This window comes from Anaerolinea thermophila UNI-1 (assembly GCF_000199675.1).
Classification (GTDB): domain Bacteria; phylum Chloroflexota; class Anaerolineae; order Anaerolineales; family Anaerolineaceae; genus Anaerolinea; species Anaerolinea thermophila.
Genome location: NC_014960.1, coordinates 2,852,706 through 2,875,265, shown reverse-complemented (window position 1 = coordinate 2,875,265; position 22,560 = coordinate 2,852,706). Strand labels below are relative to the sequence as shown.

Here is a 22,560-nt window from a genome sequence, read left to right as displayed (position 1 = left end):
CGAGTGGCGAGGATCGCCTACCGGCTTGCCAAACAAGCATTACCGATGTATTCACATGCCAAGAGTCCCCATCACTTCACGTTGCCGCAGTTGGGGGCCTGTGTTTTGTTGATGTTCTACCTGAATCTCAGCTATCGCGACATGGAAGAATGGCTGCTGGCAAGCGATGCGGTTGGTAAGGAGCTGGAATTACCGCGTGTTCCCGATCATACGACCCTGCAACGTACCTACGCCAAGATACGCAAAGCGGATTGGATGCGCATGAACGAGACCTTGCTCGAGGAAATCGGACGGCCTGAAGAAGAAGGGGTGGCTGCCGATAGTACCGGCTTCTCACCCGGCCCGGCCAGTTCTTACTACCAAAGCCGTTCGGGAAAAGCCTATCGCCACTGGGCGAAGGGCGTTTATGCCGTTGGAATTGTCTCGCAATTCATCCTTGCGATGCAATCCGGCTGGGGTCCAGGTAGCGATGCCCCTTATCTGGGCTATCTGCGCCGCAAAGCCAGGCGGTTTGCCAAACGTCGGGCTTGGGTCTTGCTGGCCGATTCAGGGTTCGATGGTCGGACTGTCCGGCCTCAAGACTTGATTCCACCCGTTCGGCGAGGTGGAAATTTGCTGGCCCCTGAACGACGAGCAAGAAGCGAGCTTGTCTCTGCGGCTCGCCTGGATGGTCTCTATGGTCAACGCTGGAAGACCGAAACCGTGAATTCGGTCATCAAGCGCAAATTCGGGCAAGCCATCCGCTCGCGGAAACGCAGCCTGCAAAACCGAGAACCGATTATCAAAGGACTGGTCTACAACATACACCGCTAGGTGTATCTCTTCCTAACCTATCTTTGCAACAGAGCAAGGAAATTAAGTTAACCTAGTAAAAAATGATGATTCCCTTATTGGATAAGCGCTGGGGTGAATTATCAAAATGGGGGAGGCAGGGATTTCTTAAAGTAGGCATTTAGGTAACAAAATAGACCTTCTTCGGTTATGCTTTGAGTTGAACAAACAAAACCATACTGAGGAAGGTCTATTGTGCGCATTTTCAACGTTTGCAGGACACCAGGAAACCCAAGGGGATACGGTATCCACTGGCATTGGTGCTGCTGATCGTGTTGGCGAAGATCTACGGAGAAGAACGTCCCAGTGGAATTGCCGAATGTGCCAAACATCGCACGGAGATGTTGGTGGAATGGCTGAAGTTGAAAAGGAACAGCATGCTACATCACAGCACCTATCGGCGCATTCTGGCAGAGGTAGTGAATGTAGAAGAGTTGGAACACATCCAGCATATCTACTTGAGCGGGGAGAAATCATTTGGCACACAAGTGCTGGTGAGCATAGACGGCAAAGTGTTACGCAGGACATTGGATGATTCGCAATGAATTGGTTCTTGCGCAAGTTTCATGTTAAAAAAAGGGAATTTCCGAGAAATTTTTCTGGTTTCAAAGAGACTTCAATTAGGCTAAAAGACATTTCGCGATCTTACGGATCCTATTATTATGCTTGTACGCTATTTTTACTGCTGAGAGTCTGGAATATCACAATACCACACCAACAGTTCTTGTTTCACCTTATCCAGCGTAACCAGCAAGGAGTTGTTGAATGCCGTATTCACTAAACTCCCTTTAGCCAGCGGTAACCCAGCGCATATCGGGTTGTGGCTACTGACTTGTGACATTTTTAAGTACTGATTGGGGTTAGTAAATGCAACGCCGTTAATGAATACTACAGATCCCATACTCTCATACCCAATAGAACTACCTTTCCAGGTTCCGGAGTTCAGATCAAAATCACTGCATCCCATCGACCCTTGTTCACTCTAGCAGAAATGGATCAATCCCTTTGGTTTAATTTCGACCCAACTTCGCGGGCTGGTACTGTCGAGGGGATAAAAAGGACCATCGATCCGACCCGATTTCAGGTCAATAATCTTCCATCGCTCTTGAAAATCAAGTATTAACCATCGATCCAGAACAACGATGATATCCAAAACCCCCTGGAAAATTCCAAGTGAATGCCTTTTCAATCGAGGAATATTTTCCGGCGTAATTATCTGTAAATTTATCAACCAGCTTTCTTCAAATATATGGGAAATTCTACAACAAATCGTGAAGTTACTCAACCTGAAATATAAGCCGGAAATATAGCATCTTTTATTACCGAGATCTAGCCGGCTTTTAACTGATCGCTTATTAGGCTCGGGAATCAAATCGATGATATCCTTTCAATATTATAGCGAATTTTCTTTCCAGAAAATTTTTCGTTGTATTTATCAGGGCTTTCTTAAAGTCGAGTAATGAGGGATAAGGCTTCATCAGGATGAGCAGCGAAGTAGCGTCTGGTGCGGGGAAGATAACGAAACTTCAGTTTGCCCAGGAGAATGCCCAGTACCAGATTGTTGATACAAGCCATCGCTTGCCCCATTCTTCCCTTGGTCATGCGCGTACGATCTTCCAACAGGGTAACATCTCTACGATAGTGAAGCCCGTTTTCAATGCCCCAGTACGCACGGGTCATCTGGAGCAGTTGTCTCGGGGTGATGTCTTGCCTGCTCAGGCTGGTGATCCCATACACGACCTGTTTCTGCACCTTACCTGTGCGGATGGAGGTAAAACGACGCTCCAGTTTGAAGACCTGTTCCAGGTGCGGCCAGGGGAGAAAACCCTTGAGCTGGCTGCTCACGGTGAGCGTACGCTGTTCGATGCGTCCATGTCCTTTGTTGGTCAGGGTGACGCTCTCAAAATCCTTAGGCGGAAAGTTCATTCCCGGAATAGGTTGCACGTCTGGCTCAAACCACAAACGGATATCTTCTTCTATCTGTGCCTGATTGCCTTTCACAAACCAAATATAATCCCCCCCCGGCTGCTACAATCTGCCTGGAAAGCTCCTTTTGGGTGTGTAAAGCATCCCCGATGACCACTTTTTCCCGTAAATCCAGGCGGTTCAACACCCTGGGAGCCGCCGGGATCTCGCCGCCTTTCCCTTCGATAGCCACTTCCATCAGCACGATCCCTTCTGCCGGTAGATAGGCTGCCAGCAAATAGGTGCCTTGTTGCTGATTATCCAACGTCCCGCGGAGTACTGTGCCGTCTATGCTCACCAGCACTTGTGTGCCAAATGATTTCTCCCCGCTCAAGTAGATATGCTGGATGTGTTCCAACTCTTCTACATTCACCACCTCTGCCAGAATGCGCCGATAGGTGCTGTGATGCGGCAGGCTGTTCCTTTTCAACTTCAGCCATTCCACCAGCATCTCCGTGCGATGTTTGGCACATTCGGCAATTCCACTGGGACGATCTTCTCCGCAGATCTTCGCCAACACGATCAGCAGCAGCACCAATGCCAGCGGATACCGTATCCCCTTGGGTTTCCTGGTGTCCTGCAAACGTTGAAAATGTGCATACAGGCTCCCAACATCAAACACAATTCCGGCTTCTATGTTACACTTCATTTTGGCCTTCCTCGGTATGTTTTTTTTGTTTGTTCAACTCAAAGCATAACCGAAGAAGGTCTATTTTGTTACCTAAATGCCTACTTTAAAAGCCTTGTAACTAGCCTATTATTGAGGTGGAAAATAGAACTAGATGAAGCATTGTGATAGTTCGATAAAAAGCCAAACATAAAAAGAAGATTTAATAAACCTTGTAAAACTGATGGTTTCTTTGCTGGATAAGTCTGGGGCGTATTATTATCAAAATGGTGCCCCAGCAATCCTTTTTGAGATAGTGATATGCTGAAATGTATATTTATTGCTTGAAAAATTTTAATTTTATAGCGCTTTTCCCAAATTCTATTACGTCACCGTCGTTCAATAAATATTTTTGCTGAGGAGTTAGCCATTGTCCATTCAATTTTGTGCCATTTTTGCTTTTCAGATCTACCAAGTAAAAATTATTTTCATCTTGCTCAATTTTGGCATGTTCACGGGAAATGATAGAAGGTTTTTCAGCCAATGAACTAATATCAATATCTACATATATCCCATTATTTGGGTCATTACGTCCTAATATTGTCTTTCTGGATTTTATAGGTATTTTTTTCCCCCCTTCTGTCTGGAGAAATGATTCTGTTTGTAACTGTAGATCATCCTTGATTAATACCAGGAACATCCCGTGACATACTCCTCTTTCTCCTAAACTGGTATTTGGAGAAATCCGATAGATGCCGTTTGCAGATTTAATAGCAAGAGTATATCTGTATCCAGAAGTGGTTGAAAGATTCAAATAAGATAGTATCCACTCGACGAGTCGGTAAACGGGGACGTGTAAAGGCAGAGCCAAATCAAAGGTTTTTTGGTCATATTCAAGAGTTACTGCAACATGAGACATAAATCCTACCGCTTTGTAATGATGTATCAGAAAACCATTTTCATTTTTCGTCACAATGAATCCAAATATTTATTTTTGTCATGAAAAAGCCAAATCTTTTTTTAGTAACAGTTCCTGAATATTGACACGCATTTCATTCTTTGTTCCAGGTAACAAGGTACCATTCTGTTTTTTCTCCTCTTTGGGAAATGTCAGAATCCAAGAAGATTTTCCTTTCAAGAAGAATACCCCTGCTACTGGTTGAAAATAATTTTCTGATTCGAACTTTTGATCTGAATGAAAAGGAAGATAACTGACAGACCCACGAAATTCTGGCTGACGAATATCTTTCAGCAGTATTTTTGCTAATTCAGGATCAAGCCCATATTGAGTTAAAACAAACACTCCATCGGAAAATTCCTTATCGGGTAGATCAGCAAAAATTTCCATTGGAATTTTTCCTTTTATTTTTTCCGACAATAAATACAATTCTTCGGACAGGTGTTCTGGGAGAGATGATTGTTCTGTTATCCAATCCAAGATACTGACAAGATCGCCAAATACAAGATGATGAATAACGCCTTGTTCTACCCAATGAGCCGTAAATTGGTGCTCTTTACCCAAGTGAATGTTAATGATTTGCGGTGTGTTTCGATTTATAACCATTTGAAGCATGCCCTCAAATAGAAAGAGAGGTGCCAGTGCTTGCTGAAATTTCTCAGAAAGGTGAGGCATTCCATTATTATCTATGGTTGCCAATCCCCTAGCGAGGATAGAGTGGCTGGATGATTTGAGCCTTTCCTCCAAAACGTTATTGGGAAGTTCTCCAAACACCTCAAAGAGAGTAGCTTTGGCAAGATCAGGGCGATTTACTAGAGCCAGAGAAATTGCCAGCTCTTCAGTAGAAATAACGTATTCAAAAAGTTCATTGTTTTTCATTTTTCTATTTCTCCTATGAAGTGACAGGAATACATACGACAGGAGTGGTGTCGAGAATTCCTCTAATGACATTTGAGAAAGCCTTTTCTGTCTTTTGAACAAATTGAGAGGTTAAATGGCTCACAGCATTTGATATTTTGTCAATAGCCCGCTTGCCTGATTCTATAGCTTCTTCGTGCAAAGTTGATCCTTTCCACATTTCCCAGAGAGGTGCTTCAACAAATTTTGAGTAGGCTAACCCAAGTAAAACACTTCCACCAATGATTACTGCGCCTCCTGCTATTACAGGTAATCCTGTTACCGATACCATTCCTCCAAGTAGAACAGGGATTCCCACGGAACCGATACCGGTAAGAATAGTTTTGACGTTGAAATCAATCACTGCGGCTGAAATTCCCCGGCTTATATCTTGTTGACCATTTTCTAAGAAACTTTCTACACTTGTTGAAATGCCTGAGCCAAGAGCTTCTATTGTTCCACCAATTGCCATCCCTCGTGCCAGTGTGCTGGGTTTAATTACTCGCACCATCTCTTTGATTCCCAGAGCTTTTCGCATCCAGTTATTACCTGTAAAAATGATGCTATTCGGCCGCTTCACTGACCATTGCAGGGTTGAAGATAAAACTGCACCTGCAACAACTTTATCAAGATCTGAACTGGTAATCTCAAAGGATTCTCTAAGGGCGGTTAAATAAGCAGATTGTGTTCTGTCTGTTTCAATCCATTCATCAACCTCTTGCCTGACTCTTCTGGAGAGTTCGTCTAGCACATGGACTTGATTTACCAAGTCTTTGTGAATTTTTTCAATCTCTAATAAATAAGTGGTAGCGCGCGGGCTTGACCATGCTTGTCGTAAATCTTCAATGGCGTTTTGAAGATGATCAACAAGGTTAAAGAAATCTGATGCAGTATACATCATCTTTTTGCCTTGTTCATATACGAGATCTGTTTCCATATGGATAATATTCATTGCTTAGTGTCTCCCCTCTACAAATTATTGATGTAATGCGTATGGATTCAAATAATTTGTGCTTTTAATCTGTTCATTATAAAGAAACTTTAAGTTACTTCTGTTTGCCAAAATTATGTTTCTATCTTAGCCGTTTTTATCCCTATAAGGAGTATGTACAAATTGTAGATGCCCTTTGTAGATAAAGAAACCACGGCCTGTAGGAAGTTCCATTTGTCGATAATTCCATAGAGTGGATGGTGATACTCCGAGCCACTCCACTTCACTTGGGTCCTTTGATAATACCAAACCAGTTCGGTTTTGACGCAAATATTTCACCAGTGGCGTTCCAAAGTACACGCGGAGTTCTTCTAATAATCCGCTTGCTATTAACACTACATTGCTTGCTGTATCCAATATAGTACCTAAATCGTTAATTAATTTTGTTAAATTTCCTCGCTCTGGGTGGAAAGCAAAGCCAAGATCGTCAATCACCAGTAACAGAGGCTTATTTTGTGGTGTTTCTTCCCTTCTCAATATTTCGATGAGTTGTTCAAAGTCTCTAATAATTTCTTCTATTGAAGTTAATACTGTAAGTGTTGAAAACTGTCCTCGCAATTCTGAAATAGGGCTTTGGCGAAATGTGTAGCCTCGCAATTCCCATTTGTTTGCACTATCTTGTTTCAGTACACTCAGCAGTACGGAGGACAGAAAGTTGCTCTTTCCACTTCCTTTGGGACCCAAGATAAGAAATGAAGGAGTTCCGTGAAGGCTAAGAGAGATTGTCTCAAGAGTATCATATTTTTTCCCAATAGGAATATAAATTTCTTCACTTTTTTGTTGCTCTTTTAGCTCCTGAAGTAAATGGGAAAGAGGTATTTTATCAGGTAAAATTTCAATCTTTACGGGAAGTTGCCCTTTCCACGACATTCTCATGTTGTGGATATATTCCTCTAAGTTATTTGGGGGGGAAACAATTTGGACTATTGCCACTCTATCGTCAATCCAGTATCCTCGCCCAGGAACATTTTCAGTGATTGGAGCAACGTTTTTTCCAACTGTATCTGTATACTCATCTTTGTTTGACAACTTCAAAACAAGCCGACGAGAAATAATGCTTGAAATATTGGGGTGTAATTCTGATCGCCTACTAGTAGTAATGATCAGATGAATTCCTAATTTTTTCCCGTCTCGTGCAATTGAAGCTAAACGGTCAACAAGGTTTGGAAAATTAATCCGCAATTCAGCAAAGCTGTTTATTATTACAAACAGGCTAGGATGTCCGTGCAGTGTTCCTCTTGTTTCTTTGAGGACTTGGGAACGTTTTTGCATTTCCCATTCCAACATATTTAACAGTCGTTCTAGTCGCTCATTTTCTTGTGGAACATCTTTGTTGGGGTAAATTATTGCTCCAGTGTGTGGTAAGGTTTCAAATGCTGATAATTCTCCAGTGGCTAAGTCGATGATATAGAATTGAACCTGATCAGGTGTGTGTGTCAAAGCAAGCATCATCAAGAGAGAGGAAAGTGCTATTCCCACTCCGCTACCTGGAGCGCCTGTAATCCAGAGATGGCCGTCTTTTTCATCAAAATCTATAATTAACATTTTTTGTAAACTTAGTTCTGGAAAATCCAATTTGCCCCAAGGCACAATAATATGAGAAGAATCCTGTTGATTAATCCATTTTCCATCTAGATAGGCAGGTTTAATTTTTGCTTCCTCAAGAATTGATGTAAACGACAAAGATGGAGGCAAAGGATCCAGATAGATCTTTTTTGCAGGTGGAATGTGTAAAACCTCAGTGACCTTGTGAATATTTAACAAAATCACATCTTCTTCTTTGAGAGACGCTGAGGATGTGAATTCCTGGGAATGAGAGGTGAAGGAGGATGGGTTTTCAATTTCCTGATAACTTCCATCTGCTTTTACTTCATAAACGAGAAAGTTGTTACTGAATTCTTCTTCGTTCTGTACGGGGTATCCCCCATAACCGGCTTGAAATACAATAATCTCGCCTGCACCACTTAAGTACAGGTATCCCTGTCCAGGACGTGTTGGAGAAGGTAATCCTCGTTTTATAAAGTGCATTTCTTCAGGTTTTTTAACCATCAGGGCGATTCTCCATCCCACATTCTCAAGTAATTTATCAACTTCTGCATTAACACTTTGATTGGCTAGAATAAGATGCATTCCCAATGAACGTCCTTGGCGAACCAGCACATCCAATGGTTCGCGCAATCGCGGAAATTCTGTAAGACCTCTAGTAAATTCGTCTAAAAATAAAATGAGATGGGGAAGAGGATTATTCGGGAATTCCTCGTTATAATCCCAAATATCTTTTTTTGAGGCGTTTGTAAATTTAGCCTGTCTTCGGTCAATTTCATTAAGAATTGAATCGATTACACGTTCGACAAGTTCATTTTTATCCAGGTTGGTAACAAAACCGCTGAGGTGAGGTAATGTTGTAAAAATCTGATAGTTATTACCGCCTTTAAAATCCATGATAAAGAAATTTAAGAATTTTGGCGAGTAACGAATGGCTGCTCCTAAAATTAGGGATTTCATGAATTCGCTTTTTCCACTTCCGGTTGAGCCAATTAAAATGGCATGAAATGCGTGAGCCCCCCCTCTATCTTGATCCAAAAAATTAAGGACCGCCAGTTCCAAGTGGTCGCGCTGGGTATAAACCCCTATCGGAAATTGTAATAAATCTTTAGGTTCATATGGCATGGACCAAGCACTTTGAATTCCTTCTTGAGAAATAGCCTCCATACCTAGGACTTTCGATAGCCGAACTTGCTCTGGTAAAGAAACTTGAGTCTTGTTGGTAGGGGCTCTCCAGCATGCTATTGCTCTCGCTATCTTTTCGCATTCTTCACGAGAGGATTTTTCATAAAAACCCTCCTGTCGTTCTGCTTTTTGGCCGCTTGTTTTGGCAAAACAGAATCGCAAATCTTCATGAATGTCTAATCTTGCTCTGCATCCAACTGGAAAATCTCGCCCCCCTATGAAAATTGGATATATACTCACTTCCCACCCATTTTCTGCTAACTCACACATGTCAGGGCTTTGGCGCACACTACCTAAATCATCGACAATTACAACCAAAGCCTTTGTAGGTTTCTTTTCAGATGTGATAAATGCCTCTCGTCGACGAGAATATTCTTCCATTATTTCTTTCAAGGCTTTATCGATTGTTTGTGAGTCAAACGCTAATGAATAAGTTTGCTGCTTGGTATTCAGTGCGTCTGTGTGAGGTACCCATTTCAACCATTCCCAATTATCTATAGCTTGCGGGGTATCCGAAAATACTATAAAACGAACATCTTGAGGGGAATGATGTATCAGAAGATCTACGATCAATCGGAAAATAACAGGATAAATGACTTTGCTTCTGCCATTTATTGCTAAACTTCCAATCTTGCCCAAGTTTAACAAGAATGGCATTTTCTCAATTGTTTTATACTCACGCGCAAGCTGATCGGCTTGGTTGAATAATGGATCGTTTGAATCTCCGTGGTGGGGTAAATTAATAGAAAAAGAAGGCGGTATGCTTCCCCACCCAATTCGAAAAGTTAAAAAATCTTCATCGGAAGGCCGTCTGGACCACATATATTTATTTGCGCTCAATGCAATTTGACGTAAACCTTCCAAATTGGGATAGGCATCTTCTAATGCTTTTCTCTGTTGTAAAGCAAGAGTTTCGATTTCTTCGCGGATTTTGTCTAGCTTATGTTGGTAATTTTTTTCTCTATCTTTTAATTCTTTTACATATTTTTGTTTTTGGGCTTTCGTTCCCAGCCAATTAGCCAATGGAAATCCCAACCCCATAAAAACCATTGGAATCATCACGTAAGGGTTTTGTGAATTTAATAAAGCACTGGTTGCAATTCCGCCAAGCATCAGCACTGGCGGAATGAGTGTGGTCCACAAGTTGAGCGCTGGTGGTGGTGAAGGGGCATTTGGCGGTAAAGGAATATCTATCCTATCATCTGGTAAGCAAACAGGTTCCCGGGGTGCAGGGAAAAAAAGCTTTCGGGCAATAAATATATTCTGTTCTATTGTTGTGAATGAATTTCTTTGGTGTACCATTTTATATTACATAAAACAGCTATCATTTGTGAAATGATAAAAACCTCTCAGCAAACAGGATTTGCTGAGAGAATAAAATATTGATTAGTTTTCCAGAAAAATTATGAGAGATTGCTTGCCATTTGTTCCCATTCGGTAATCTCGGTCTGCAACTTTGTTGTCATGGTATTGAGATTTTCCAGAATTGTGTTCATGCTTGAACGCCATTGGTCATAGAGACCGAAGAATTCGGTTGCAGAATTGCCCATCCACGCAGATTGTAAATTGTTAACAGAACTGTTCATACTTTGTACGAGGCCGATTAACTGTTGGTATGTATTTGCCATGTTGCTCGCTGTAGATCGAGCAGTCTCTACTTCCATATGAAGTGTAGTCATATATAGCCCTCCTTGAAAAAGTTTAAAAAAATTATATAACACATTGTAATATAGATAAATATCCTTTCGCGAGTTGTAAACAAACTGTAAGAATTTTGTAGTAGTGAATGCAATACATAAGCTACCTGTTATTTTATGAAGTAAATGCTTCAACTGTTGCTTTGAATAGGGGAAGGTTTTCCCCTTCATTTGCCTTATAATGAAGGTGGAGGACGTTATGGGTAGGTTGAATTGGGTGCGTCTGGTGGTTTTGGGGTTGTTCCTGTGGGCATGGCTGGGGACAGCCTCTCCCATGCAGGCTCAGAGCGATGTGCCGGTGGTGGTGACGGTGCGCCTGGAAGGTGCTCTCAACCCCATCTGGCAGGAAACGCTCAAGCGCGCCATGCGTGTAGCAGAAGATCGCGGCGCAGAGGCGCTGATTCTGCAACTGGATACCCCCGGCGGTCAAATTGATGTGATGAACCGTCTGGTTCAGCAAATTCGCAACAGTCCGATGCCGGTAGTAGTATATGTTTCCCCTGCGGGAGCCATGGCGGCTTCGGCAGGCGCCATGCTCACCCTGGCAGGACATGCTTCTGCTATGGCGCCCGAAACTTCCATTGGCGCCGCCAGTCCGGTAGGCGGGCAGGGCGAGGATATCGGCGAGACCATGGAAAGCAAGGTGAAGGAAATCCTCAAAGCCAGCGCCCGCGGATTAACCCTGCGGCGCGGTGAAACGGCAGTGCGCCTTGCCGAAGAGATGATTGAAAATGCCCGCGCCGTTTCGGCAAATGAGGCGGTGGAAAATGGATTGGTGGATGTGATAGCGTCTGACCTGCCAACCTTGCTCCGCAAACTGGATGGGTTATCGGTTGAGTTTGGCGACAGCCGGCGCACGCTGAACACTGCAGGCGCTATCGTGGTGGAAGTGCCGCTGACCTTTATGGAACAGGTGCTGGTGGTGCTGGCAAATCCCAATCTGGTCTTCCTGTTGCTTTCGATTGGCGTGCAAGCCATTCTCATTGAACTGTCCAGTCCGGGCGGCTGGGTGGCAGGGTTTATTGGGGCGGTGTGCATTACCTTTGCGGTGTTTGGATTGGGAATCCTGCCGGTCAACTGGTTCGGCATCATCTTCCTGGTGATGGCTTTCATCCTCTTTGTGCTGGATATTCAGTCGCCTACGCATGGAGCATTGACCGCGGCAGGGGTGGCTTCGTTCATTGTGGGCGCGCTGGTGCTGTTCAACTCTCCCAACATTCCCGGCACGCCGCGGGTTTCGGTGCCGCTGGTTGTCGGCACGGGAGTGACGATTGGGGTGATCTTTTTTGGAGCGGTGGCGTTTGCTCTGCGCGCTCAACGTGCTCCCATCCGCATTGGGCAGGAAGCGCTCCTGGGGCAGGTGGGCTATGCCCGCAGTGACATTAACCCCGTGGGTAATGTGCAACTGGGAAGCGAACTGTGGACAGCAGAGAATGTTGACCCCACCACGCCTATCCCGCGCGGTTCACGGGTAGAGGTGGTGAGTGTGGAGGGCATTCGCCTGATTGTGCGGCGGGTGAATTAATCGGGGTACACCTTCCAGCCCAGTTCTTCCAGGTCTTTCAGCGGCAGTAAGTGAGGGGGAATGTCGAAGAGCAGGGTAGTGCCTTCGGCGAGCAGATTACCTTTTTCATCGTAAATCCCCGCCCAGCCTTGAGCGGCGCGCCCGCGATTTTCCAGTTTCTTCCCCACAATCCGCAGAGGTTGGCCGATGGGCACGTTCCTGCGGTAAATCACTTCCAGTTTGCCGGTGTACATGAAGCGCGGCTGGGAGGGATCGCCCATGTGCGCCCGTCCACTGATTTCATCCAGCAAGGTGGCGATGATTCCGCCATGCAGGACACCCGGATAGCCCTGGAAGTGCTCCGGCGCGGTGTAGGTGGTCTCGATGACCCCTTCTTCAATTTGGTAAATCTTGAGTTGTAATCCTACGGGATTTTCCACGCCACAAACAAAGCAGTGGCGCGAATTGGGTTGTTTGAGGCGTTTTGCAGTCATGGCTGTTTTCCTTTCTTGAAACATAACCCATTGTACAGGATTTGGATGCGCATGGGGGAAGGATGGGGTATAAAGCCCTGGAAGGTTTGAGGTATTCTCTCATATCGTAACCAATCTCCCTTTGCGCGCTTGGCGTCTTTGCGGTGATATGGGTATGTTTACCTCTCCAAAATCGAGTCGAAGATCACTCTAATTGCGAGTGAATCTGTAAGAATAGCCTCTATCCCGAGTTGACATTGCCCCTTGCGCCTGTTACAATCCAGCCAACGAATGAGGAGGTCACAATCATGGTAGATGCAACGCGCGATCGGGTAGATCCGCAAAAAATGGATACGACACCCATTCGTCGTCCTTCCTGGATTCGCGTTCGCGCACCCTCGGGAGAGACCTACGAATGGTTGCAGAAATTGATGCGCCAGAAAGCCCTGCACACGGTGTGCGAGGAAGCCGGGTGCCCGAATATGGGCGAGTGCTGGGGTTCCGGCACGGCAACTTTCTTAATGTTAGGCGATGTGTGCACCCGCACCTGCGGTTTTTGCGATATCAAACGCGGCAAGCCCGCTGTGCTGGATTTCCTTGAACCCGAGCGGGTGGCGCAAGCCGTCAAAGCCATGAACCTGAAGCACGCGGTCATCACCAGCGTCAACCGTGACGACCGCCGCGACGGCGGTGCACCGATCTTTGCCATGGTCATCCAGCGCATCCGTGAGATTCATCCCGGTTGTTCCATCGAGGTGCTGATTCCGGATTTCAAGGGCAGTGCCGAAGCTCTGCGCATTGTCATGAATGCCCGCCCTGAAATCCTCAACCACAATGTGGAGACTGTGCCGCGCCTTTTCAAACTGGTTCAGCCTCAGGATCGCTATGAGTGGGCGCGCGCTACCCTGACCCATGCCAAAATGATGGATCCGGATGTGCTGACCAAATCCGGCATTATGGTGGGTTTGGGCGAGACCATAGATGAGGTCAAAGCCGTCATGGAAGACCTGCGCTCGTGGGGTGTGGATATTCTGACTATCGGTCAGTACCTGCAACCCAGCCGCCAGCATTTACCTATTTCACGCTACTACACCCCGGAAGAATTTGAAGAACTGCGTGAATTTGGGTATCAGATTGGCTTCAAGTGGGTGGAGAGCGCCCCGCTGGTGCGCTCGTCTTACCACGCCGCCGAACAGGTGCGTGTGCTCAGTGCTGTACACCGCCAGTTGTACGGCTAAAGCCAGCGCTCAAAGTACACGTCGCCTTCGGCATGGTGGGTAATGATAAAACCACAGCGCAGGTAAAAATCAATTACTTCCGTCCATGTGGCGGTGGTTTCAAGAATAGCACGCCGGTACTCCCGGCGTGTTGCTTCTAGCAAAAGGGCTTCCAGAATGTGTTTTCCCACCCCCAGCCGGCGGTGGCTTTTGCGTACTGACATGCGCACGATTTGAATCGTTTGCTCATCCACCGGCAGGAAAGCCCCCGTGCCGATGAGCGTTTTCCCATGCCAAGCGGTCAGAAAGCATCCATTCGCGTAGGCGTGAGCGATATCGTTCAAATCCGGATTGAGAGTGGGGTCGAGAAAGCCCCAGTGTTCTACTAACCCGTCCAGAATCAAACCTTTGGCGGCGTCCTGATCCTGTGGCTGGAACGGGCGCAGGATGAGGGTTTCTTGAAGGGAAGACGTTAGCATTGTCGGACTGTCTCCAGGGCAATTTCGTAAAGCAAGCGCCGCGCATCCCGGCGATGGTTCCAGGACCTGTGGTCCCAGCCTTCGGGAATGACCAAATCTCCGCCATAGACAATCTGCCCCAGCGTTACCTGACGGAACTGCGCCAGCGCAAACAGCGCCGATGCTTCCATTTCCACAATCTCGCACCCTTCGGCAACACGGCGGGCGCGTTTAGCGGGGGTTTCACGGTAAAAGGCGTCGGTAGTCCAGGTTTTGGTGGTGCGGTAAGGCACGCCCATGGCGCGGCAGACGCTTTCCAGCGCCTGCACGGCTTGCGGAGAGGCAGTGACGCTCCGCGAAGGGGGCAGGTAATGATAGGATGTGCCTTCATCGCGCACCGCTTTCACTGGTATCAAGGCATCGCCAACCTTGATTTCGGGTTTAAGCACCCCGCAACTGCCACAGACCATGACCTTGTCCACGCCCAGCGTCAGGATTTCTTCCAGAAATCCCACTGCCAAAGGTGCGCCCACACCGGGGTGAATGACGATGACCGGCGGGCGCTCCGGACTTTCGTGCAGGTAAATCGGATTGTTGCCGATTTCTGTCCCCAGCATGCCGATGATGCGCAGTTCGCCTTTTTCCAGACTTTCCCGGAGAATGTCGGCAAAGAAACACAGTACCGCTCGCGTGCTTTCTACCGGTTCGCAGTTCGGGCGGTGCGGATTGAGGATGGCGTTAGGTTCGGGATCGAATTCGAGAATGGGGTAGGGGTGTTCCATGAGATGTCCTTGTGTGAGGGTGTGTTAAAATCAGGCAACGCGGTTTTTAGAATTATACGCGGAAGAGGCGGTATTTTGGCTATGAGAGGACGTTCATTCACTGGAGGGTGTATGCTCTGGCGTTGGCTGGCAGGAGGAATGATTTTGTTCCTGGTAGTGTCATGCTCTCCTTTGCCGGGACAGGGCGAGGCGGTTCCCGCTTCCCCTGCGGCGACCGCAAGCCCATCCCTGCCAGAGGTTGTTTTGACGTCCACCCCGCCTTTGCCTGAAGAGATCCTGGCAATAGTCCCTGCCTCTCAGCCTGTTCAAACCGAAGAGCCGCAGATGAAGTTTTGGCAGGAACCTGCCGGTTGCCGACCGTCCGAAGAACAATGGGGGGAGACGCCCAATGAATGGCTGGCGTATGCCGACTCTTTGCTGGGATGGACGCGCCCGCTGGCAAAGCGCGCCCTGCCGCGCATCTGGCATCCGCAGAAAAAAGAAACCCTGCCCAGCCGGGACGGCGTGTACGCTTTCGATGTTTCGGATGTCCGACCACGCTATCTTATCCAGCAAGCCCTGAACGCTTTGCACGTTGCCGGTTTTGCCGCCTGGTTGCGCCGTGATTCCCAAGGCGCGCTGGAGATTCTGTCAGTGCCTTTGACACCCCAAACCCTTGGTGGGGTATGGGGGGAATATCTGCAAGCGTACTGGCTCAGCCCGGTTTCTTCTCCCTCAGGGGATGAGCGCATCATTCCGACGATGAAACTCACCCCCTGCCGCTGGATGACGGAATCGGGCATGGCGCCGAATGTACCCGCCGGAACGATGGAGCAAGCCCATTGGGAATTGCCCGATTGGGCAGAAGCGGCAAATGCCTACCTGGCGGAAACGTCCGAACAAGCCTACCGAGTGGCATTTCGCATTAACTGGCTGGGGGATGGTGAGAATGAAGGTCCCCGCACCATGTGCGGACCGCTGGCTTGGTCCATTCTTTACGACGCCCAATCCTTTCCCCCCGGTTACGGCGAGTGGAGCGAAGGGCCGAAAACCTTCTGGCTTCCCAAGCCCAGCGTCAACGGCAGACCCTGGTCGCTTTTCCCGTCGGAAACCTATCTGGTTCGTCGCTTTAATGAACCCGCAGGTACTTTTGACTTTAGCCAGTTCCCGCTGGCGGCGGGGGATGTGCTGTACCTGTACGGCAAAGGCGACGGCTTTGATCATGTGGCACTGGTGACCGAAGTGGATGAGCAGGGGAATGTGTATTCGGTGACCAATCGTGTGTGGGTCGAGCCAGAATTGCGTTTTGCCATTCAGCGGATGGTGCTGTACAACGCCCATGACCCCACAGTGGGTATCCTGCGCAACGAATGGGCAAAAGACCGCATCAACGGGCGCACCGGACACGGCGGTTTTGAGATGTTTCGCTGGCGTTGGCGGCAAAAGCAACTGAATGGACAGACGGTACAGATCGCCGTTGAGGTAGGCGATACCCTGCCGCTTCTGGCGATGAAATGGCACACACCGCCGGAGCAAATCGCGGCGGCGAATGGATTGACAAACGATACAAGTCTTACGGTAGGAATGACGGTACAGATTCCCTGAGCCGTTTACCGGCTGATGGCGGGTTTTCCCACGCTTCCAATATAAATGACAAACTCATCCACCCCATCTAGATGCAACAGGGCGTTGATCTTTTGATCGTGGAAGGCGGCAATGGCGCAGACTCCAAAGCCGATGGACTCTGCCGCCAGATACAGGTTCTGACAGACATGCCCGGCATCCAGATGCAGGTAGCGCATGGAACGTTCCACATAGCGCCACGCCATGCGTTCGGTGACAGCCACCCAAAAGAAGGTCACCGCGCTCTGGCGCACCTGTTCCTGATTCCAGCAGGCAGTGGCCATGCGCTCGCGGATATCTTCCGGCGCATCCAGGCGCAGAAGGGCGTGCTGTGTGGCGATGTAGCGGTACAGTCCGGGTTCCAGCTCTTTTACCCGGTTAATCAGCAGGAAGGTTTCAAAGGCATGGCGCGCACCTGCAGAAGGCACGGTGCGCAATGTAACCCCACGGTTGGACTTTTTCTGCACTCCCTGAGTGAGCCAGAGCAGGTAAGCCAGTTGTTCCAGGGTCAGTGGCACCGGTTCATAATGCCGCCGACTGCGGCGTTGTTCGATGGTTTTGCGCAAATCTGCCGGGGGAATGCTCCAGGTGTCCGGCGCAGGTAAAGGAATGAGGATGGCTTCCTCGGAGTAGGGCAATTCCAGAGGTGGTTGGGGGATGCCCTGTTCCTGTGGAGAACGGGAAAGGGATTCATAAGCGGTTTTTTTGAGAAATTCTTCGAAGAACTGGCGCATGATTTCACCTCTAACAGAAAATCGAATAATGTCATTATATCTCTTCCCATAGAATTTCTCCGGGAAAGAAATTGCCAGTGACTAAGAAAATCCTATCTTTCTTTGGATAAATTGCCTCAAGACTTGCGTCTCGGGTACTTTTAAAAAAACTAATACGATTCCATAAATGCCAAGCCCGAGAAAAGCGCTTCCACCTACCTGAAGAATATCTGGCAGTGGGATGGTATTCAGGAAGAGCACAATTCCGCCCGAAAGCGCCAGCGCACCCACGCTCGCCGATGTCAGCGCTCCCAGCACGCGCTGACCTTCCAACCCGTGCAAGCGCTTTCTGAGCAGAACCAGCAAGGTGAGCATTTCCAGCAGGGTCGCCAGCGAGTTTGCCAGTGCCAATCCGCCATGCGGCATCCAGCCCATGTGCGCAAACAGTGCTGTAAAGAAGAAACTGAGGGCGATATTCAGTCCCATGGCGACTACTCCCACCCCTACCGGCGTGCGCGTGTCGTGCAGGGCATAAAAAGCCCGCACGATAACTTCCAGCAGACAGTGAGCAGGCAGCCCTACTGCGTACCAGAGCAGTGCCCAGGTGACCATCTTGGTGGATTGCGCGGTAAAACTGCCGCTTTCATAGAGCAACCGAATTAACGGAGTGCGGATGAGAATCAATCCCACCGCGGCGGGCAGTGAAAGGAAAAGCACCCCGCGCAATGCCCCCGCCAGCGCCGAGCGGAGTTCGTCCCATTTTCCCAGCGCCGCCTGCGTGGAGAACGTAGGCAGGGCGGCAATGGCAACCGATTGGGCGATGATGGCTTGCGGCATCAGCATCCAGGTGAATGCCAGCGTCACTGCTGAGACACTGCCCTCGGCAAGGCTGAGCGCCAGAATGGTGTTGACGATGAAATTAATCTGCACCACTGCCGCGCCCAGCACCCGCGGTGCCATCAATTTGCCTACCTCGCGCACTTCGGGCATGTCCACACCCAGCATGGGGGTAAAACGTCCGCCCAGTTTGAGCAGGTCGGGAAACTGAATAAGCAGATGGAGCAGGGAGCCAATCAGCGCTCCGACGGCGAGACGGTAAATGCCCATCGAGGTGGGCAGAAACAGGACACCGCCAATTTGCCCCAGCGAATACATGGCAGGCGCCAGCGCCGGAAGCCAGAATCGCTGATGGGCGTTCAATATGCCCATAACCAGCCCGCTCAACCCGAAAATCACCACCGTAGGCAGAAGAAGCCGCAGAAGCGCAATGGTCAGGCTTTCCTGCCCGATAGAGCGCTCCGGGGAGAGGATGAACAACCCATGCCGCACGACTTGCGGCGCGAAGAGAAAAACCCCCAGGCAAATTGCGCTCAGTACCAGAAACAGCAGGGTGGCAATGGCGGAAGCCAATTGCCATGCCCGCTGGCGGTTTTCCTTTGCCAGCAAACCGGTAAAGGTGGGAATGAAGGCAGACCCCAGCGCCCCGCCTGCCATCAGGTTGAAGAGCAACTCGGCGACGCGGTTGGCGGCATTGAACGAATCCAATTCGCTGGAAGTGCCAAATGCGCGGTAAATCAGAATACCCCGGACCAGACCGGCAATTTGCACCAGGATATACGCGCTCATCACCGTACCGGCGGCGCGGGCAATTTGATGCAGGGGAGAACGTTGTATCTCACTCATTGCAGATTGCGTCGCAAAATCTCGGCGAGAGTCAGCCCGTGCCGCCGATGAAGTTCTTCATTAATCATTTGAATTTGTTTGCGCGGCGAGTAAAATACCTCGCTCCAGCCGTAGCCTGCGCAGGCGGTATCGGCAATCCACTGACCCGTAGCATCCATGCCCCACCACTGCCGATAGGTTTGTTCCATATCCGGGCGGATGTGCAGTTCGGGAATGTTGAAATGCGCGGAGTAGTAGTAATCGGGCGGCAGTGCGTTGAGCAGGGTTTCAAAGACATGCGCCCGAACGGGAATCGTGCCATTGAACGAAGTGCGCGCCAGCCGTGTCAACCCGCGCACGGTTGCCAGTGGAGCGATGACCTCTACCCGTTCCAGCGCCGGAAAACGTCGGCGGATGTGTTCGATGACCTCGCGCATCACCAGCCCGCTGGCAATGCTGTCGCCAATGATGGCAACCTTTACCCCGTTGCGTTGTGCCGGTTCGAGATCTTTGTCCTTGAACAGGGTCATTTCCACCTTGCGGTTATAGAGGGGAACGGTATGGTCAAAGACATGATGAGCGTCCAGAATGATTTCATCGCAATAATACCCCTGGGTGTCGAACAGGGCTTCGGCAATTTGATATTTCAATCCTTCCCGGGCAATCGGAAAAATGGCAATTTGTTCCTGTGTGTACTGTTGCAGGATTTCCCGCAAGGGCGGTGCAGAAAACAATCCCTGCATGGCTTTGCCGATCAGTGCAGTGCGTGCCGCACCCAGACACAATTGCCCCGGCAGGGTGATGGGAAGGCTGTTGGGAATTTCCTTTTCTTTCAAGCCTGCAATGCGTAGAAAATGGGCATCTGCAGGCTGTTCGTGCAGATAAATGAATTGTGCTGTTGCCAGGTTGTGGTACAACACCAGTTCCAGCGGATGATGACCATTCTGGAAATGAATCTGCCCGGGACGATAAAAACCGCTTTCCTGAGGGTGGCTGGAGCAGGGAAGCGGTTTTTCGAGTTCGAGTTCAACTTCGACGGTGGAAGAATCTTCTTCCAGAAAGACAAACGGATAATGAAAAGAGGAAGTTTTAATCTCTAACACACAAGGTCTCCCATCCGGGCAGGCAGTTGGGGAACTGTACCTGCCCTATTGATTTTAACGGAATTTGCCCGATTGTACAGAACGAAAGGGGAAAAAAAACAGTATATAATCTTCTTGAGAGGTTATTCTTATGTTTCCCATTAAAGATACCGTCCATTCCCGTTCGTTCCCTGTGGTTATGTGGCTGATCATCATTGCCAACACGCTGGTCTTCATGCTGGAATTGAGCCTGGGACCTTACCGCCTGGAACGCTTCATTTTCCGCTATGGCTTGGTACCGGCGCGTTTTGACCTCTTTGACCCGTTCACCTGGATGCCGGTCTTCACCCATATGTTCCTGCATGGTGGTTGGGTACACTTCCTGAGCAATATGTGGACGCTGTTCATCTTTGGCGATAACGTGGAGGACCGCATGGGCTCAGGACGCTTCCTGATCTTTTACCTGATGGGCGGTGTGCTGGCGGGACTGGCGCAAGCCTTTATCGATCCCACCTCTCGTATTCCTGCCATCGGTGCCAGTGGAGCCATTGCCGCGGTGCTGGGCGCTTACTTTCTGTTCTTCCCTGGCTCGCGGGTGATTACTTTTATCCCGGTGTTTTTCCTGCCGTGGTTTATTGAAATTCCTTCTGTGATCTATCTTGGTTTCTGGTTCATTTCCCAGTTGTTCTCCGGCGTTGCCGCGCTGGCTACCACCAGCGGAATAGCCAGTGGCGGTGTGGCGTGGTGGGCGCACATTGGCGGGTTTGTGGCAGGGCTATTGCTTGCCCGTCCTTTTGCCGCCGGTCGGAGATATCGTGTCTGGTATCCGGATGAATTCTTCCCTTATTGAGGCTTGAAGGAGAGAAAACCCTATGGATCTGCTCAATTTGTTCTGGATTTTTCTCATCGTTTCCAGCCTGGCGCCCATGGTACGCCAGCAGATTATTGCCAGCACGCGCTTGAATCTGTTGCGCCGTCTGGAAGAAAAACGTGGTTCACGGGTGATTGGGCTGATTCATCGTCAGGAAAGTATGTCTTTGCTGGGCTTCCCCATCGGCAGGTATATTGACATTGACGATTCCGAACAGGTTCTGCGCGCCATTAAACTTACCGACCCGAAAGTACCCATTGATATCATCCTGCACACACCCGGCGGGCTGGTGCTTGCCGCCGAGCAAATCGCCAATGCGCTCTCGCGTCACCCTGCGCCGGTGACGGTTTTTGTCCCGCATTATGCCATGTCCGGCGGAACGTTGATTGCTCTGGCGGCAAATCAAATTGTCATGGATGAAAATGCCGTTCTCGGACCGGTGGACCCGCAACTGGGACAGTATCCGGCGGCGTCTATCCTCAAGGTGCTGGAGCAGAAGGACATTAACCGCGTGGATGACCAGACGCTCATCCTTGCGGATGTGGCTCGCAAAGCCATGGTGCAGGTCAAAGAGACCGTGCGGCGCATTGCCTGCTGTCATTATTCGCAGGAAGTGGCAGAGCGCCTGGCGGATGAATTACCCAGTGGGCGCTGGACGCATGACTATCCCATTACCGTAGAAGAGGCTAGAGAATTGGGGTTGAACATCAGTACGGACATGCCTCAGGAAGTGTATCAATTGATGAATCTCTACCCGCAAACCATGCAGCGGCGTCCCTCGGTAGAATACGTGCCCATGCCCTACCCGTGGCGTCCCTCTTCGGAGAAAGGAGAACAACGATGAGCGAGAATGAGAATTTACCTCCCGAGCCGGCTTTGTCCCCGGAACAGCCTGCGCCGGAGCCGGTGAAAGCCGTCAAACTGGAAGCGCAAAAGCCGCAACAAAAACCAAAAGGTTCCTGGCTGGGACGATTTTTCCGGCATATCCTCAGCGCCGAGACGCGCACCGGTCGTATTGTCCGTCCGGTATTACGGGTTGTAGGCTTTATTGTGGCGTTTTACGCGCTAGGGGTATTGACGGTATATCTCTTGATGGTTCAACCGGCACGGGCTGAGATACGTACCCTTCAGGAAACGTTAGCGCGTACCACTGTCGAACTGCGAGATACTCAGGATAAACTCCAGAAGGTAGAGAAAGAGGTGTTAGACGCCCGCAAAGCCGAAGCCCGTTCTGCTTTGCTGGAAGGCTTGTATCCGGTTACGCTGGCGCGTCTTTACGTTGCCGACCGTAAAATCTCCGACGCCCGAGCGGCGTTGAATCAAGCCGAAGAGGTGCTCAAAAAAGCCTACCCCATTCTGGAAACGCAGAAACTGGCAGACCCCAAAACGCTCTCCACGCTCATCGAGTTGACACGGGCTGACCTGGGGCGCGACACCCGTTTGGCAGAACAGGATCTGGAGCGTCTGACCAGCGAGATTTTATTGACGGTGGAAAAGTTAAAGTAAGCAAAAGGGAAAGG

Annotated in this window: 21 protein-coding genes; 8 read left to right on the top strand and 13 right to left on the bottom strand. The window is 49.1% G+C overall.

Annotation, left to right across the window (positions count from 1 at the left end):
- Positions 1–3 precede the first annotated feature (3 nt).
- Both ANT_RS12995 and ANT_RS12990 read left to right on the top strand, forming a co-directional pair.
- The gene (locus ANT_RS12995) at positions 4–813 is read left to right on the top strand and encodes a transposase (protein ID WP_172634560.1); all 810 of its coding nucleotides are present in this window, start codon (positions 4–6) and stop codon (positions 811–813) included.
- A gap of 194 nt (positions 814–1,007) precedes the next feature.
- Positions 1,008–1,376 (top strand): transposase family protein, encoded by a 369-nt coding sequence (locus ANT_RS12990; RefSeq protein ID WP_081460272.1) that lies wholly within the window; start codon positions 1,008–1,010, stop codon positions 1,374–1,376.
- 901 nt (positions 1,377–2,277) lie between these two features.
- Here ANT_RS12990 and ANT_RS18025 read toward each other — a convergent pair.
- The 7 genes from ANT_RS18025 to ANT_RS17600 all read right to left on the bottom strand — a co-directional run bounded on the left by ANT_RS18025 (position 2,278) and on the right by ANT_RS17600 (position 10,658).
- The gene (locus ANT_RS18025; RefSeq protein WP_049784909.1) at positions 2,278–2,793 is read right to left on the bottom strand and encodes an ISAs1 family transposase; all 516 of its coding nucleotides are present in this window, start codon (positions 2,791–2,793) and stop codon (positions 2,278–2,280) included.
- Positions 2,783–3,445: an ISAs1 family transposase gene (locus ANT_RS18020; protein WP_013560985.1), complete on the bottom strand. Its 663-nt coding sequence runs from the start codon at positions 3,443–3,445 to the stop codon at positions 2,783–2,785. Before ANT_RS18020 ends, ANT_RS18025 begins: the two co-directional genes overlap by 11 nt.
- Before the next feature lie 295 nt (positions 3,446–3,740).
- The gene (locus tag ANT_RS17155; protein ID WP_013560984.1) at positions 3,741–4,376 is read right to left on the bottom strand and encodes an FHA domain-containing protein; all 636 of its coding nucleotides are present in this window, start codon (positions 4,374–4,376) and stop codon (positions 3,741–3,743) included.
- A gap of 24 nt (positions 4,377–4,400) precedes the next feature.
- Positions 4,401–5,240 (bottom strand): hypothetical protein, encoded by an 840-nt coding sequence (locus ANT_RS12970; RefSeq protein ID WP_013560983.1) that lies wholly within the window; start codon positions 5,238–5,240, stop codon positions 4,401–4,403.
- Positions 5,241–5,253: 13 nt separating this feature from the next.
- Positions 5,254–6,210, bottom strand: a complete 957-nt coding sequence (locus ANT_RS12965) for a WXG100 family type VII secretion target (protein ID WP_013560982.1) — start codon at positions 6,208–6,210, stop codon at positions 5,254–5,256.
- A 126-nt stretch (positions 6,211–6,336) separates the two neighbouring features.
- Positions 6,337–10,281: an FtsK/SpoIIIE domain-containing protein gene (locus tag ANT_RS12960; protein ID WP_013560981.1), complete on the bottom strand. Its 3,945-nt coding sequence runs from the start codon at positions 10,279–10,281 to the stop codon at positions 6,337–6,339.
- A gap of 101 nt (positions 10,282–10,382) precedes the next feature.
- On the bottom strand, positions 10,383–10,658 hold the full coding sequence (locus ANT_RS17600; RefSeq protein WP_041455046.1) for a WXG100 family type VII secretion target: 276 nt from the start codon (positions 10,656–10,658) through the stop codon (positions 10,383–10,385).
- A gap of 217 nt (positions 10,659–10,875) precedes the next feature.
- On the opposite strand from ANT_RS17600, the gene ANT_RS12950 reads away from it, so the two are divergent.
- A complete protein-coding gene (locus tag ANT_RS12950) occupies positions 10,876–12,201 on the top strand; it encodes an NfeD family protein (protein ID WP_041455045.1) in 1,326 nt (441 codons plus the stop codon).
- Here ANT_RS12950 and ANT_RS12945 read toward each other — a convergent pair.
- A complete protein-coding gene (locus ANT_RS12945) occupies positions 12,198–12,674 on the bottom strand; it encodes a PaaI family thioesterase (protein ID WP_049784907.1) in 477 nt (158 codons plus the stop codon). The two genes, ANT_RS12950 and ANT_RS12945, sit on opposite strands and share 4 nt — an antisense overlap.
- Before the next feature lie 287 nt (positions 12,675–12,961).
- Between ANT_RS12945 and lipA the strand changes: the two genes are divergently transcribed.
- Positions 12,962–13,891, top strand: a complete 930-nt coding sequence (gene lipA / locus ANT_RS12940) for a lipoyl synthase (RefSeq protein WP_013560977.1) — start codon at positions 12,962–12,964, stop codon at positions 13,889–13,891.
- Here the strand turns inward: lipA and ANT_RS12935 are convergent.
- Positions 13,888–14,349, bottom strand: a complete 462-nt coding sequence (locus ANT_RS12935; RefSeq protein ID WP_013560976.1) for a GNAT family N-acetyltransferase — start codon at positions 14,347–14,349, stop codon at positions 13,888–13,890. The two genes, lipA and ANT_RS12935, sit on opposite strands and share 4 nt — an antisense overlap.
- On the bottom strand, positions 14,343–15,110 hold the full coding sequence (locus tag ANT_RS12930; RefSeq protein ID WP_013560975.1) for a nucleoside phosphorylase: 768 nt from the start codon (positions 15,108–15,110) through the stop codon (positions 14,343–14,345). The genes ANT_RS12935 and ANT_RS12930 overlap by 7 nt, the downstream gene beginning before the upstream one ends.
- A gap of 111 nt (positions 15,111–15,221) precedes the next feature.
- Here ANT_RS12930 and ANT_RS12925 point away from each other — a divergent pair, with 111 nt between their 5' ends.
- Complete coding sequence (locus ANT_RS12925; protein ID WP_013560974.1) at positions 15,222–16,694, top strand: LysM peptidoglycan-binding domain-containing protein; 1,473 nt, start codon at positions 15,222–15,224, stop codon at positions 16,692–16,694.
- 5 nt (positions 16,695–16,699) lie between these two features.
- On the opposite strand, the gene ANT_RS12920 is transcribed toward ANT_RS12925, so the two are convergent.
- The 3 genes from ANT_RS12920 to ANT_RS12910 all read right to left on the bottom strand — a co-directional run bounded on the left by ANT_RS12920 (position 16,700) and on the right by ANT_RS12910 (position 20,190).
- Positions 16,700–17,446, bottom strand: coding sequence for a SagB/ThcOx family dehydrogenase (locus ANT_RS12920; RefSeq protein ID WP_013560973.1), 747 nt, complete (start codon positions 17,444–17,446; stop codon positions 16,700–16,702).
- 81 nt (positions 17,447–17,527) lie between these two features.
- Positions 17,528–19,108: a murein biosynthesis integral membrane protein MurJ gene (murJ, locus tag ANT_RS12915; protein ID WP_013560972.1), complete on the bottom strand. Its 1,581-nt coding sequence runs from the start codon at positions 19,106–19,108 to the stop codon at positions 17,528–17,530.
- Positions 19,105–20,190 carry a phosphoribosyltransferase gene (locus ANT_RS12910; RefSeq protein WP_013560971.1) on the bottom strand — a complete coding sequence of 362 codons (1,086 nt, stop codon included), beginning with the start codon at positions 20,188–20,190 and terminating at the stop codon, positions 19,105–19,107. The genes murJ and ANT_RS12910 overlap by 4 nt, the downstream gene beginning before the upstream one ends.
- Positions 20,191–20,320: 130 nt before the next feature.
- On the opposite strand from ANT_RS12910, the gene ANT_RS12905 reads away from it, so the two are divergent.
- Genes ANT_RS12905 through ANT_RS12895 form a run of 3 tightly spaced genes read left to right on the top strand, consistent with a single transcriptional unit; the run spans position 20,321 to position 22,546 of the window.
- Positions 20,321–21,019: a rhomboid family intramembrane serine protease gene (locus tag ANT_RS12905; RefSeq protein WP_013560970.1), complete on the top strand. Its 699-nt coding sequence runs from the start codon at positions 20,321–20,323 to the stop codon at positions 21,017–21,019.
- 22 nt (positions 21,020–21,041) lie between these two features.
- Positions 21,042–21,884 carry an SDH family Clp fold serine proteinase gene (locus ANT_RS12900; RefSeq protein ID WP_013560969.1) on the top strand — a complete coding sequence of 281 codons (843 nt, stop codon included), beginning with the start codon at positions 21,042–21,044 and terminating at the stop codon, positions 21,882–21,884.
- Entirely contained in the window at positions 21,881–22,546 is a 666-nt protein-coding gene (locus tag ANT_RS12895) for a hypothetical protein (protein ID WP_013560968.1), read from the top strand. Before ANT_RS12900 ends, ANT_RS12895 begins: the two co-directional genes overlap by 4 nt.
- Positions 22,547–22,560 lie beyond the last annotated feature (14 nt).